This window comes from Ruegeria sp. YTSA144 (assembly GCF_059610125.1).
This window is the reverse complement of record NZ_JBXWNA010000002.1, coordinates 245,793-258,984: the sequence shown is the minus strand read 5'-3', so window position 1 is coordinate 258,984 and position 13,192 is coordinate 245,793. Positions and strand designations below refer to the sequence as shown.

Below are 13,192 nucleotides of genomic sequence, written 5' to 3'. Positions count from 1 at the left end.
GAAAGATGGCAATCGAGTATCTTAAACGCGGCAAATCCGATGCGGATCGGGCAGAGGATGATGCCAAGACCCGTGCCGTGGTTGAGGCGACACTGAAAGACATCGAAACCCGTGGGGATGCCGCGGTGCGTACGTTGAGTGAGAAGTTCGACAACTACTCGCCAGCCTCGTTCCGCCTGCGCCAGCGGGAAATTGATGACCTGATCGGGCAATTGTCCGATCGTGAGCTGGCCGATATCAAGTTCGCGCAGGAACAGGTGCGCAACTTTGCGCAGGCGCAGCGGGATTCAATGCTGGACATCGAGGTCGAAACCCTGCCCGGCGTCATTCTGGGGCATAAGAACATCCCGGTGCAATCGGTTGGATGCTACGTTCCGGGCGGCAAGTTCCCGATGGTCGCCTCGGCGCATATGTCGGTGGCGACCGCCTCGGTGGCAGGGGTGCCGCGCATCATCGCATGCACGCCTCCGTTTCAGGGCAAACCCAACGCGGCGGTGATTGCCGCCATGCACTTGGGTGGCGCGCATGAGATCTATGTCATGGGCGGCATTCAGGCCATCGGAGCCATGGCATTGGGCACCGAGACGATCGATCCCGTTCACATGCTTGTTGGTCCCGGCAACGCCTTTGTCGCGGAAGCCAAACGTCAGTTGTTCGGTCGTGTCGGGATCGATCTTTTTGCAGGGCCGACCGAAACGATGGTCATTGCCGACGAAACCGCCGCAGATGCTGAACTGTGCGCAACCGATCTTCTGGGGCAGGCCGAGCATGGATACAACAGCCCCTGCGTTCTGCTGACCAACTCACGCAATCTGGCCAATGACACCATGACCGAGGTCGACCGGCTGCTGGGCATCCTGCCAACCGCGGATACCGCAAAGGTGTCGTGGGACGAATATGGTGAGGTGATCGTTTGCGACACCTATGATGAGATGCTGCAAGTGGCCGATGACATCGCCTCGGAACATGTGCAGGTGATGACCGACCGAGACGACTGGTTCCTTGAAAACATGACCTGCTATGGGGCGTTGTTCCTTGGGCCGCGCACCAATGTTTCGAACGGGGACAAGGTGATTGGCACCAACCACACGCTGCCGACCAAGAAGGCCGGGCGATACACGGGTGGTCTTTGGGTTGGTAAATACCTGAAGACGCACAGCTATCAAAAGGTTCTGACCGATGAGGCCGCAACGCTGATCGGCGAGTATGGTTCGCGCCTGTGCATGCTCGAAGGGTTCGTTGGTCACGCTGAACAGTGCAACCTTCGTGTGCGCCGATATGGCGGAATCAATGTTCCCTACGGTGCGCCGGCGCCTTACCGGGACGCTGCTGAATGAGTGACAAACACACGCATCACAAGGCCCTGATCGAACCGCTCAGGGCTGCGATGTACGATTTCGAGGAGGCGGGCGTACGTCGGGCTTTCGCGGATATCACGTCACCGGATGCCGTGTTCCGTCTGTGTCATCCCTTTGGGGACAGCATCGGCAGTGATGCTTTCTATGACACTGGCTACAAAGACTTGCTGGCGGCCTGGCCCGATCTTGAACGGCGGGATTATATCGTCATGGCCGGCCCGGATGAGTTCGGCGCAGATTGGATCGGATGTGGTGGCTATTACACCGGTGTTTTCACCGGCCCCTGGCTGGACATCCCACCGACGGGTCATCAGGTTACGATGCGGTTTCATGAATTCTACCGCTTCGAAAACGGCAAGATCGTCGAGATGCAGGCCCTGTGGGACATCCCCGAAGTCATGATGCAGGCAAATGCCTGGCCGATGGCGCCAAGTCTGGGCCGTGAATGGCACGTCCCCGGCCCTGCCACCCAGGACGGGTTTGTCCCCGGCCCTTATGATGAAGCCAAAGGCAAACTGACCTGCCAGCACATCATCGACATGCTGGAGCATCTCAAGAAACACCCGTCCCAAGGTGGCCCCGAAGTGATGCAGATGGAGCGGTTCTGGCACCCGCGCATGAACTGGTACGGCCCTTCGGGCATCGGCACCGGGCGCGGGTATGCAGGGTTCCGCAACTGGCACCAGATCCCGTTCCTGAACGGAATGCCGGATCGCGGGCAGTTCGTGGACGACATCACCTATCACTTTTTCGGGGATGGGGATTACGCGGCCGTGACGGGCTGGCCCAACATGATCCAGACCGTCACCGATGATGGCTGGATGGGCATCGCTCCGTCAGGCAAGAAGATCACCATGCGCAGCCTCGATTTCTGGCGTTTGGAAAACGGCAGGATCCGTGAAAACTGGGTGCTGGTTGATTTGCTGGATGCCTACCGGCAGCTTGGCGTTGACGTTTTTGCCCGCCTGCGGGAATTCAACAAGGCCCGGAATATGGGCCGCATTGAAATACCGGATGGAATGAGCTGATGACGGAATTGCCACGCACCCCTTCGTTTTCCCTGAACGGGAAATCCGCCCTCGTTACCGGAGCCTCGTCTGGCATAGGTCAGGGCTGTGCAGTGGCTTTGGCCGAGGCGGGTGCACATGTTGTTTGCGCGGCCAGAGGGGCGGATCGGTTGAATGAGACAGTATCCGCTCTGAAAGAGAAGGGATGGTCTGCCGAAGCGCTTGTGATGGATCAGGGTGATCTGCGCGCATTGGAACAGCTTTTCGATCACCGCACTTTCGATATCGTGGTGAATTCAGCGGGCGTGGCGCGCCACAGCCCGGCCATCGAAACCACGCCCGATGACTTCGATGTTGTCACCAATGTCAATTTGCGTTCCGCCTATTTCCTGTCCGCCTACGCCGCCCGCGCTTTGATCAAGGCAGCAAAGCCGGGATCGATCATCCACATCTCCAGCCAGATGGGGCATGTCGGCGGGGTCGACCGGGCGCTTTACTGTGCGACCAAACATGGGCTGGAAGGCATGGTCAAATCCATGGCCATCGAATGGGGCAAACAAGGCATTCGGATCAACACTGTCTGCCCGACTTTCATCAGAACGCCGCTGACCCAATCCACATTCGACAATCCTGAACGTGCCGCGTGGATCATGGAAAAGATCAAGCTGAACCGGGTCGGAGAAGTCGAAGACATCATGGGCGCGGTGCGGTATCTCGCGTCAGACGCCTCTGCTCTGGTCACCGGTACTTCGATGTTGATTGACGGGGGTTGGACGGCAGATTGATGGCGGAAAAAGTAACATCCCTTCAGGTCGCCCAACTGGCTGGTGTCAGCCAGTCCGCCGTCAGCCGCGTATTCACGCCCGGCGCCTCGGTCAGCAAAAAGACCGAGGAGAAAGTGCGCAAAGCCGCCGCTGAACTGGGCTATCGTCCAAACGTTCTGGCCCGCGCCATGGTGTCCGGGAAAAGCCGGATTATCGGTTTGGTGGTGGGCTACCTTGATAACTATTTTTATCCGGAAGCGCTCGAAAAGCTGTCAAACGCCCTTCAGGAGCAAGGCTATCACGTGCTGATCTTCATGGCCTCACGATCGGCCGGGAACATCGACGATGTGATGGAAGAGATTCTCGATTACCAGGTGGATGGCGTCATCCTAGCCTCGGTGCCCATGTCGTCGGATATCGCCATGCGCTGCCAACAGGCCGGGGTGCCAGTGGTGCTGTTCAACCGCAGCCAGGACATCGAGGGCATCACCACGGTCACGTCCGACAACTATGCCGGGGGCCGCAAAGTCGCGGAATTTCTGCTAGCCGGTGGGCACCAACGGATTGCCTATATCGCAGGTTGGCAAGGGGCCTCGACGCAGCGGGACCGCGAAGCCGGGTATCGCGCCGCACTGGCCGAGGCCGGGCAGGAACTGTTTGCCCACGAAGTAGGGGAGTTTCACACGGAAAACGCCCGTACAGCAGCCCGTCGGATGTTCGATGTCGCCCCTGAACGACGGCCGGATGCCGTATTTGTGGCCAATGATCACATGGCATTGGCGGCGATGGATGTGATCCGTTTTGAACTTGGCCTGCGCGTCCCCGAGGATGTCTCGGTCGTGGGCTATGACGACGTGCCGCCGGCCGGTTGGCCAGCTTACAATTTGACGACGATCCGGCAGCGGGCCAACCTTATGGTGGCCGAAACCGTTGCCGCCCTTTTCGAACATATCGACACCCCGGCGAAAGCCGAACCGCGCAAAGTCGCCATTGATGGGCCGCTGATCGTGCGCACATCGGCCCGATTGCCAAAGGGGTGGGCCCCACAAAGGACAGAGACATGAAAGGCTTCGATCCGAAATTCCGGGATTTTCCGGATTACATCATCGGCATCACCAAGGAGATCTGGGAAGACAGGGGGATCGCCACGCTGCATGAGTATTACAGCGATGAAATCGTGGTCCGTTCACCCGGCTCGGTTGTTTTGGGCAATCAGAATGTCATTGGGGCCACAATGGCAACGCTGGCCGAGTTTCCGGACCGGCAGTTGCTGGGCGAAGACGTGATCTGGTCCGGCACACCGGAAGAGGGCATGCTGAGCTCTCACCGCATCATTTCAACGGCCACGCATTTGGCCGAGGGCGTCTATGGCAAGCCCACCGGCACCAAGCTGCGTTACCGGATTCTTGCGGATTGCCACGCCATCGACAATCAGATCAACGATGAATGGCTGATCCGCGATCAGGGCGCGATTGTGCGCCAGATGGGCTGGGATCCCAAGGAATACGCCGCCGATCTGATTGCCCGGGAAGGCGGCAAGGAAAACTGCGTCAAACCCCTGACCCCCGAAATCGATCAGCCTGGTCCCTACAAAGGTCGCGGCAACGAAAATGAATGGGGGCAACGCTACGCCGACATTCTGACGCGGATCATGAACGCAGATATGGGCGTGATCGGTTCAGAATATGACCGCGCTGTTCAGTCAGAATATGTGGGTGGCGTAACAGGGCATGGCCGGGATGCCGTCGACCGTTTCTGGATGGGTCTGCGGGCGAGTTTTCCGAATGCAGAATTCAAGATCGAGCATCAGATCGGGCGAGATGACCCTGATATGCCTCCGCGCGCGGCCATTCGCTGGAGCCTTTGGGGCAAGCATGACGGCTGGGGTGTGTTCGGGGCGCCGACTGGTGCACAGGTTTTTGTCCTCGGGATCAGCCACGCTGAATTCGGCGCGCTTATAACGGGGCAGCCGCAGTTGCGCCGTGAATACACCCTGTTCGATGAAACCTCGGTCTGGAAGCAGATCCTGTTGCAGAACGGCGAGGTCTGAGTGGGCCGCCCGGTCTCATATCGCATCCTGTCGGGCGGTCTGTCCGAGCCGCGGGCCATTCGGCGTTTCCATATGTACCGTCAAAGCCTGAGGGCGCGGCGACTGAATCTGCGCCCGCCCGGAAAGCAAGGGCGTGTCCTGTTTGGGCACACGAGCTTTCTTTCCAAAAACGTAATATCGGATCCTACGTCATGACAAAATCACCCATCCCTTCCCGCATCGTCCGCTATGGCGAGCTTCAACCCTGTAAAACCGCTTTCATCGATGCCCATACTCCCGGCAGCGATCAGAAAGAGAATTTCACGATAATCGGCGGCGGCGTCTCGGAATCTCCGGACCAGCATGTCCACATCACCGACAAGATCGGCTTCAACATCGGAGCGGCCGGGCAGCCGCCGAAATGCCGCAACTCACTGCACAGCCACACCACGGCCGAGGTCTTTTTCGTTGCCAAGGGTCGTTGGCGATTTTTCTGGGGCCGCTATGGCACGGCCGGGGAATTCATCGCCGAAGAAGGGGACATCTTCAACATTCCAACCGGGATTTTCCGGGGCTTTGAGAATGTCGGACAGGATTACGGAATGATCATGTCGATCCTGGGCGGAGACGATGCGGGCGGCGGCGTCACATGGGCGCCTCAGGTGATCGAAGATGCGCAGGCACATGGTCTGATGCTGGGCGACAATGGCGTTCTGTACGACTCCAAACTGGGCCAGGACCTGCCCCATAATGTCCGCCGGATGCCTGTGCTGACCGAAGAACAACTGAAAAGCTATCCCGAAGTTCCTGTCGAGGACGTGGTTGGCAAATACGTTGCGCGGTATTGGGATCTGATGGCGTTGTCGGCCAATAAGCCCGCGAAGGTGATTGGCGAAAACGCGTTGATCAAGGACAAACCCGGATTCGAGGTCGATTTTCTGGGGCGCGGGTCCGCGGTGACCCAACCGATCGCTGCCGAGAAACCAGTGGTTCTGATGCCGGCCAGCGGTCACTGGCGTGTTGCGATCGACGGGTACGAGACAACAATCTCGGTGGGCGACACGGCCTTGGTTCTTCCCGGCGAAACCTATGGCATTCAACCGTCGATGACCGGACAGGCGGGCCTGTACCGCATCACCGCAACCGATGACCCGGCAGGAGCGACCTGGACAGGATGAACGCGGACCCGAATGACACCCACGCGGTTTATGAACGGCAGGCCACCGAATATGACAGGCGCCGTTCCAAAGCCCTGTTCGAAGCGCGCTGGCTGGCGCGCTTCACGGCCAGCCTGAAACCGGGTGACCGCGTATTGGACCTGGGCTGTGGTTCGGGCGACCCCATCGCACGTTGGTTCATGGCCGAAGGGTTTGACGTCACGGGTATCGATTTTTCCGACGCAATGCTTGCCATTGCACGCGACCGTTGGCCCGATGGGGACTGGCGCAACGCGGATATGCGGAACTTTGAACTGGATCAACAGTTCGACGGCATCATCGCCTGGAACAGCTTTTTCCACCTTACGGCGGATGAGCAGAAAGACTGTATCGCCCGGATGGCGCGCCATTTGCGGCCCAAGGGAATGCTCATGCTGACCGTCGGACCTCGTGCCGGAGAGGTCAGCGGCACAGTCGGATCAGAGCTTGTCTACCACGCCTCGCTGTCCCCGGCCGGTTACGCCGGGTGTCTCGAGGAAAACGGGCTGCAAATGACCGGATACCTGGCCGAAGACCCAGAAGCCCAAAGCCACACGATCCTGATGGCACGAAAAATTTAAGGAGGTCCCCATGACCGTAAAAACAACACATGTTGGCTCTCTGCCCCGAACGCAGGACGTCGTGGATTTTATTTTTGCCCGCGAAAACGATGAACCCTATGACACAGGCGCCTTTGATGCCTGCATGGCCAACGCCGTGGCCGAAACGGTGCGCAAACAGGTCGAAGCCGGTGTTGATATCGTCAGCGACGGCGAAACTTCGAAAATCTCCTATGCGACCTATGTCAAGGATCGCTACACCGGGTTTTCGGGCGACAGCCCTCGTAACGCGCCGGCAGACTTGAAAATGTTCCCCGGCTTTCTGCAAAGACTGGCCGATGACGGCGGTACGCCACAATACGCAAGGCCGATGTGCACGGGCGAGGTGCGATCAAAAGGGCAAGGCGAGTTGCAAAAGGACATCGCCAACCTCAAGGCGGCCATGGCGCGGCACGGGGCCGAGCGCGGTTTCATGAATGCCGCGTCTCCCGGAGTGATCTCGCTGTTTTTGCAGAATGATTTCTACCCAACGCGCGAGGCCTATCTGGCAGCATTGGCCGACGCGATGAAGGACGAATACGAAACCATCGTCGCCGCCGGTTTGGACCTGCAACTGGATTGCCCCGATCTTGCCCTATCGCGCCACATGCTGTTCAACGACCTGTCGGATGAGGCGTTCATCAAGATTGCCGACATGCATGTCGAGGCCCTGAACCACGCGCTTCAGAACGTCCCGCAGGATCGGGTACGGGTACATATATGCTGGGGCAACTACGAAGGCCCGCATTGCTGTGACATCGCCATGGACAAGGTCTTCAGCACCCTGATGGCGACCAAGTCGCGCTATGTCCTGTTCGAAACGTCCAATCCGCGGCATGCCCATGAATGGACAGTGTTCCGGGACCGCAAGGCCGAGATTCCCGATGACAAGGTTCTGGTGCCCGGCGTGGTCGACACCACGACCAATTTCGTCGAACATCCGGAACTTGTGGCCCAACGGATTGACCGGTTCACGGAAATCGTGGGGCCGGACCGGGTGATCGCGGGCAGCGATTGCGGCTTTGGCACTTTTGCGGGATTCGGCGCCGTCGATCCCCAGATCGCCTATGCCAAGCTGGCGGCGTTGTCCGAAGGGGCAAAGCTGGCCTCGGCATGAAACCTCTGATTTTGTTGCCGGGCATGATGTGTGATGCCCGGCTTTTTGGCCCCCAGATCAATGCTCTGTCGGGCAGAATGCCGGTGATGACCTTTCCGTTGTCTCATCACGACAGCATAGAGGCCATGGCCCGGGATATCCTTGGAAATGCGCCACCGGTCTTCGCGCTGGCCGGGCTGTCCATGGGGGGTATCGTGGCGATGGAAGTCACGCGCCAAGCCCCCGAACGTGTTTCGCGTCTGGCTTTGCTTGACACCAATCCACTGGCTGAAACGCCAGAGGTAAAAGCGCGTCGAACGCCACAGATGTCCGCCGTGCGCAACGGCCAGCTGAGGACCGTGATGCGTGACGAGATGAAGCCCGGTTATCTGGCTGACGGACCGAACCGGGGGGCGGTCCTGGATCTGTGCATGGCAATGGCCACCGACCTGGGCCCTGACGTTTTCGTACGTCAGTCCAAGGCACTTATGAACCGACCGGACCAAAGCGAGACACTGACGGCTTATACCGGAAAGGCTCTGGTTTTGTGCGGGCATGAAGACCGGCTTTGCCCAGTTGAACGCCACCGACTTATGCATGACCTGCTGCCACAAAGCTCGCTTGAGATCATCGGCGACGCGGGCCATCTCCCGACATTGGAACAACCTGAAAAAACAACAGCGGCGCTGTCCCGCTGGCTGGAGGACACATGACACCGTCCCTTTTGTCTTTGCTTCGCAAGGTCGATACGCCAACTGTCTGCAATGCCATCGAGGTGGCACAGGGCAGGCGTGGGTTCGACAGGTTCACGCGTGGCACCATGCTAAGTTCGGCCCCCGAAGGGCCTGCCATCGTCGGCTATGCGCGCACTGCCAAGATCGCTGCAGTCAATCCCCCGACCGAGCCGCCCGAAGTCATCAAAGCCCGACGTATGGCCTATTACAAGTACATGGCCGAGGCACCGGGCCCTTCAATCGCCGTTGTCGAGGATCTGGATTATCCCGAATGCATCGGCGCTTATTGGGGTGAGATCAATACGACGGTTCACAAGGGTTTCGGCATGTCGGGTGCTCTGACCAATGGTGTCATGCGGGATCTGGGGGATTTGCCCCAAGGGTTCCCGGTTGTCGCTGGTTCCATCGGACCGAGCCACGGTTTCGTCCACATCCGCGAGATTGACACTCAGGTTTCGGTTATTGGTCTGACAGTTGAGCCCGGTGATCTTGTTCACGCCGATCGTCATGGCGCATTGGTCATACCGAATGATGTCGTCGATCAATTGGAAGGTGCAATCCAAAAGCTTTTGGCGACAGAACGTATTGTTCTGGACGCAGCCCGCGAGCCCACGTTTGATTTCGAAGCATTCGAAACCGCCTGGGCCGCCTTTGAAAAAGCAAGGGTCTGATCGCAGGGGTCGGAGACACCGAAAGCCGGCTGGGTGAAAAGCACCCACAGGTCCCTTGCTCGTCAACCCAGAGCCGGAACAAGGCGGCAACAGCGAACGCATTGCCCATGACGAAGGGTTACCCACATCCCTCTATCCGCTGCCGGTGGCGTCCGAACGTAAACCGGACCGTTTCAGACAGCAGTCCATTACAACGGAGTGTACGGGGCTTCAGATCCGTTCAGCCCCGCGTACAATCCGCGCATCCAGACAGGTTCCGGAAAAAGCACTCAGGCCTTGCGAGAAGCGGCGCCCTGCGCAACCCTTCGCTGTTCTCCGATCACGTTCAGCATGGCATCTACATCCGCGCGTACGGTTTGTGTTGCCGCTTCGCGCACCGGGCCAAAGCCGCGGATATCCAGCGGGGCTGACAGGATTTTCAGGCAGGTTTCCGCCTCGAGGTCCGTGTCTTCGACGCGATCCAGGACACCCAGAAACCAGGCCAGGGTTTCGTTTTCAAGCTTGCGGTCCCTTGAAAACCGGAACGGATCAAGCCAGCCGCCGCGAAGCCTGCGTGCACGCGAAAGGAGCCTCAGAACGGGGGTCATCCAACCACCATAGCTTCGCTTGCGCGGCCGTCCGCGTGCATCCTTCTGACCACCTAAAACCGGAGGGGCGAGGTGGTATTTGATCCGAAAATCCCCCTCGAACTCGGACCGCAGTTGTTTCTCGAATTGTCGCGATGTCAGCAACCGGGCAACCTCGTATTCGTCCTTGATTGCCATGAGGCGAAACAGGGATTTTGCCGCAAGCGAAAGCGCTTCCTCGCGAATCTGGTCAGGCAGTGCTGCGGACAGACGGGCCAGGCGATCCCGGTACTGTTGCGCATAAGCGTCATCGTGATAGGTCGCCAATTCGTCGGACCGGTAATCGATTATCTGCTGCGCCGATTCTTGCGAGAAGCTCTTTTCCTTCGCATTCAGCATCTGTGGGTTTGCTGCGATCACCCGCCCGAGATCAAAGGCCCTTATGTTGGCCTCGACCGCGGTTCCATTGAGCTTGATCGCCTGTTTGATCGCAACTTCACTGATCGGAATGTTCCCCAACTGCCATGCGACACCAAACAGCAAGGTATTGGCAAAGACCGAATCCCCCAGCAAATCCACGGCCAATTGGTTTGCATCCAAACCGAAAACGTTTTCTTCGCCGACGGTCCGGCGTATCAACGCTTCTCGTTCATCGACCTTGAGCTGGGCATCGCGGTGCAAAACAAGGTCGCCTGTTGGCATTTCCGCACGGTTCAGCACGACTTTTGTGCCCTTGCGATAGTGAACCGAGGCTTTGGGCGCCGAAGACACGACCACGTCACACCCAATGACGGCATCGGCGCTTTTGGCCTCAATTCGGACCTGATTGATTTCGTCGGGCGTGCGGGCAATGCGAACATAGCCGACAACCGTACCGAATTTCTGGGCGAACCCGGTGAAATCCAGCACGCTGGCGCCTTTGCCTTCCAAATGCGCCGCCATCGTCAGAACGGCGCCCACCGTTACGACACCGGTACCACCGACCCCACCGACCAGAAGATCGTACGGCGCGTGCAGGTCAGGAAGCTGCGGGTCGGGAACCTTGGCAAGAAGCGACGGGATATCCAGTTTCTGCTTGGGTTCTTTTCGCCGCATCGCCCCTTCCACCGTAATGAAACTGGGGCAAAACCCGTTCAGGCAGGAATAGTCCTTGTTGCACGAGTTCAGGTTGACCTTTCGCTTGCGGCCCAATGGGGTTTCCAATGGTTCAATACTCAGACAGTTGCTTTCGACAGAGCAATCGCCGCAGCCTTCGCACACCACGGGGTTGATGAACGCAAACCGCTTGGGGTCTTCTGTTTTGCCACGCTTGCGGCGACGACGTTTCTCGGTGGCGCAGGTCTGCTCGTAGATCAAAACCGTTACACCTTGGATGTCACGCAGCTCGCGCTGCACGGCATCCATCTCTTCCCGGGGGTGAAAGCTGGTTCGTGCCGGAAAATCGCCGGAATCGAACTTTGTTATATCGTCTGAAACCAAGGCGATCCGGTCCACACCTTCTGCGCGACAGGTCTGGGCGATCCCGGAAACGCTGATAGGGCCATCAACAGGCTGCCCCCCCGTCATTGCCACTGCGTCATTGTAGAGGATCTTGTAGGTGATGTTCGTGCCCGCCGCCACGGCCTGGCGAATGGCAAGCGACCCGGAATGATACCAGGTACCCTCGCCAAGGTTTTGAAAGATATGTTTGTTGCCATTGAATTTCGAGGCAACAACATGCGGCACACCCTCGCCGCCCATCTGCGCATAACCGACCGTGTTGCGATTCATCCAACTTGCCATCACGTGACAGCCGATGCCTGACGCAGCCGTGCTTCCATCCGGGACTTTGGTGGATGTGTTGTGGGGACAACCCGAGCAAAAATACGGAGCCCTGACCGCACCTGGAACATTCAGCACGGATGGCTGTTCGTCCGTCAGCGCCTTCGCCTTTTCCAGGAATCCCTCTTCCGGAAAAAAACGGTCGAGTCGCTCTGCAACAACCGGAATCAGGTTCAACGGGCTCAACTCTCCGGTCCAGGGAATCAACGGATCGCCTGCTGCGCGGTGTTTTCCGACCATCTTTTCGGGTTTGTCCCCCGGCCAGTCATAGAAATATTCCTTGAACTGGCTCTCGATGATCCCGCGTTTTTCCTCGACGACCAGCACCTCTTTTTTGCCACGGACAAAAGACAGCGCATCCCGCCGCGCCAAAGGCCAAACCATCCCGACCTTGTAGATGTCGATGCCCAAACGGCGGCATCCGCTTTCGTCCAGCCCCAGAAGACGCAGCGCTTCCATCAGGTCCAGATGGCTTTTGCCCGTTGTAACAATCCCGAATGGGGCATCCTTGATGTCATAGATGCGCCGGTCGATCGGGTTGGCTTCGACAAAAGCCTCGACCGCCCGCAACTTGTGTTCGATCCGCGTCTCGATGGCCGGGCTTGGCAAATCGGCGCTGCGCACGTGCAAGCCGCCCGGCGGCAGATCAATTTCCGGCATGGTAAATGCACGGTCCGGTCTCAACTGCACGGATTGCCCGCTTTCCACGGTTTCCGAAATCGCCTTGAACCCGACCCAGGTGCCCGAATACCGGCTCAGCGCGATCCCGTATTCACCGAATTCCAGGTATTCAGCCACATTGGCCGGGTTCAGCGTTGGCATGAACCAGGTCATGAAGGCGACGTCGGACTGATGCGGCATTGAAGAAGACACGCAGCCATGATCGTCACCCGCGACAACCAGAACCCCGCCCTTCGGCGACGAGCCATAGGCATTGCCATGGCGCAGCGCGTCCCCTGAACGGTCGACTCCGGGGCCCTTCCCGTACCACATCGAAAACACGCCCTCGACCTCACAATCGGGATCAAGCGAAGCCTGCTGGGCACCAAGAACCGCTGTGGCACCGAGGTCTTCGTTTACGGCAGGCATGAATGTGATCCTGGCCGCCTCGGTTTCCTCTTTCGCTCGCCACAGCTCCAGATCCAGACCACCAAGGGGGGACCCCCGATAACCGGAAATGAACCCAGCCGTGTTGTTTCCTGCTGCTGCGTCCCTGCGGGCCTGGTCCAACATGATGCGCACCAGAGCTTGCGTTCCCGTCAGGAAAACACGACCCTCCGAGGCTTTGTATCGGTCCGACAGGGCGTAAGTATCGAATTTCAGGGACTGGTCAGTCATGGGTGCCTCGCCT

General features: G+C 58.6%; 11 protein-coding genes. 10 read left to right on the top strand and 1 reads right to left on the bottom strand.

Going from position 1 to position 13,192, the window contains the following annotated elements; translation table 11 throughout:
- Window positions 1-5 precede the first annotated feature (5 nt).
- The 10 genes from hisD to AC2FF8_RS08180 all read left to right on the top strand — a co-directional run bounded on the left by hisD (window position 6) and on the right by AC2FF8_RS08180 (window position 9,454).
- Window positions 6-1,337 (top strand): histidinol dehydrogenase, encoded by a 1,332-nt coding sequence (hisD, locus tag AC2FF8_RS08225; protein ID WP_496879410.1) that lies wholly within the window; start codon window positions 6-8, stop codon window positions 1,335-1,337.
- Entirely contained in the window at window positions 1,334-2,386 is a 1,053-nt protein-coding gene (locus tag AC2FF8_RS08220) for an ester cyclase (protein ID WP_496879409.1), read from the top strand. The genes hisD and AC2FF8_RS08220 overlap by 4 nt, the downstream gene beginning before the upstream one ends.
- On the top strand, window positions 2,386-3,150 hold the full coding sequence (locus AC2FF8_RS08215) for an SDR family NAD(P)-dependent oxidoreductase (protein ID WP_496879408.1): 765 nt from the start codon (window positions 2,386-2,388) through the stop codon (window positions 3,148-3,150). Before AC2FF8_RS08220 ends, AC2FF8_RS08215 begins: the two co-directional genes overlap by 1 nt.
- The gene (locus AC2FF8_RS08210) at window positions 3,150-4,193 is read left to right on the top strand and encodes a LacI family DNA-binding transcriptional regulator (protein WP_216600343.1); all 1,044 of its coding nucleotides are present in this window, start codon (window positions 3,150-3,152) and stop codon (window positions 4,191-4,193) included. The genes AC2FF8_RS08215 and AC2FF8_RS08210 overlap by 1 nt, the downstream gene beginning before the upstream one ends.
- Window positions 4,190-5,179: a nuclear transport factor 2 family protein gene (locus tag AC2FF8_RS08205; protein ID WP_496879407.1), complete on the top strand. Its 990-nt coding sequence runs from the start codon at window positions 4,190-4,192 to the stop codon at window positions 5,177-5,179. Before AC2FF8_RS08210 ends, AC2FF8_RS08205 begins: the two co-directional genes overlap by 4 nt.
- A 191-nt stretch (window positions 5,180-5,370) precedes the next feature.
- Entirely contained in the window at window positions 5,371-6,336 is a 966-nt protein-coding gene (locus tag AC2FF8_RS08200; protein WP_496879406.1) for a cupin domain-containing protein, read from the top strand.
- Window positions 6,333-6,935: a class I SAM-dependent methyltransferase gene (locus AC2FF8_RS08195; protein ID WP_170346854.1), complete on the top strand. Its 603-nt coding sequence runs from the start codon at window positions 6,333-6,335 to the stop codon at window positions 6,933-6,935. The genes AC2FF8_RS08200 and AC2FF8_RS08195 overlap by 4 nt, the downstream gene beginning before the upstream one ends.
- 10 nt (window positions 6,936-6,945) lie before the next feature.
- Window positions 6,946-8,070, top strand: a complete 1,125-nt coding sequence (locus AC2FF8_RS08190; RefSeq protein ID WP_496879405.1) for a cobalamin-independent methionine synthase II family protein — start codon at window positions 6,946-6,948, stop codon at window positions 8,068-8,070.
- Window positions 8,067-8,762: an alpha/beta fold hydrolase gene (locus AC2FF8_RS08185; protein ID WP_425079137.1), complete on the top strand. Its 696-nt coding sequence runs from the start codon at window positions 8,067-8,069 to the stop codon at window positions 8,760-8,762. The genes AC2FF8_RS08190 and AC2FF8_RS08185 overlap by 4 nt, the downstream gene beginning before the upstream one ends.
- Complete coding sequence (locus AC2FF8_RS08180; RefSeq protein ID WP_496879404.1) at window positions 8,759-9,454, top strand: RraA family protein; 696 nt, start codon at window positions 8,759-8,761, stop codon at window positions 9,452-9,454. The genes AC2FF8_RS08185 and AC2FF8_RS08180 overlap by 4 nt, the downstream gene beginning before the upstream one ends.
- A gap of 269 nt (window positions 9,455-9,723) precedes the next feature.
- Here AC2FF8_RS08180 and AC2FF8_RS08175 read toward each other — a convergent pair whose 3' ends face one another.
- A complete protein-coding gene (locus AC2FF8_RS08175; protein ID WP_496879403.1) occupies window positions 9,724-13,179 on the bottom strand; it encodes an indolepyruvate ferredoxin oxidoreductase family protein in 3,456 nt (1,151 codons plus the stop codon).
- Window positions 13,180-13,192 lie beyond the last annotated feature (13 nt).

What these genes read in the sequence shown, in the direction of transcription:
- AC2FF8_RS08195 (WP_170346854.1), top strand. Translation starts at nt 6,333, where the DNA reads ATGAACGCGGACCCGAATGACACCCACGCGGTTTATGAACGGCAGGCC.
- AC2FF8_RS08210 (WP_216600343.1), top strand. Translation starts at nt 3,150, where the DNA reads ATGGCGGAAAAAGTAACATCCCTTCAGGTCGCCCAACTGGCTGGTGTC.
- AC2FF8_RS08220 (WP_496879409.1), top strand. Translation starts at nt 1,334, where the DNA reads ATGAGTGACAAACACACGCATCACAAGGCCCTGATCGAACCGCTCAGG.
- AC2FF8_RS08205 (WP_496879407.1), top strand. Translation starts at nt 4,190, where the DNA reads ATGAAAGGCTTCGATCCGAAATTCCGGGATTTTCCGGATTACATCATC.
- AC2FF8_RS08190 (WP_496879405.1), top strand. Translation starts at nt 6,946, where the DNA reads ATGACCGTAAAAACAACACATGTTGGCTCTCTGCCCCGAACGCAGGAC.
- AC2FF8_RS08180 (WP_496879404.1), top strand. Translation starts at nt 8,759, where the DNA reads ATGACACCGTCCCTTTTGTCTTTGCTTCGCAAGGTCGATACGCCAACT.
- AC2FF8_RS08175 (WP_496879403.1), bottom strand. Translation starts at nt 13,179, where the DNA reads ATGACTGACCAGTCCCTGAAATTCGATACTTACGCCCTGTCGGACCGA.
- hisD (WP_496879410.1), top strand. Translation starts at nt 6, where the DNA reads ATGGCAATCGAGTATCTTAAACGCGGCAAATCCGATGCGGATCGGGCA.
- AC2FF8_RS08185 (WP_425079137.1), top strand. Translation starts at nt 8,067, where the DNA reads ATGAAACCTCTGATTTTGTTGCCGGGCATGATGTGTGATGCCCGGCTT.
- AC2FF8_RS08200 (WP_496879406.1), top strand. Translation starts at nt 5,371, where the DNA reads ATGACAAAATCACCCATCCCTTCCCGCATCGTCCGCTATGGCGAGCTT.
- AC2FF8_RS08215 (WP_496879408.1), top strand. Translation starts at nt 2,386, where the DNA reads ATGACGGAATTGCCACGCACCCCTTCGTTTTCCCTGAACGGGAAATCC.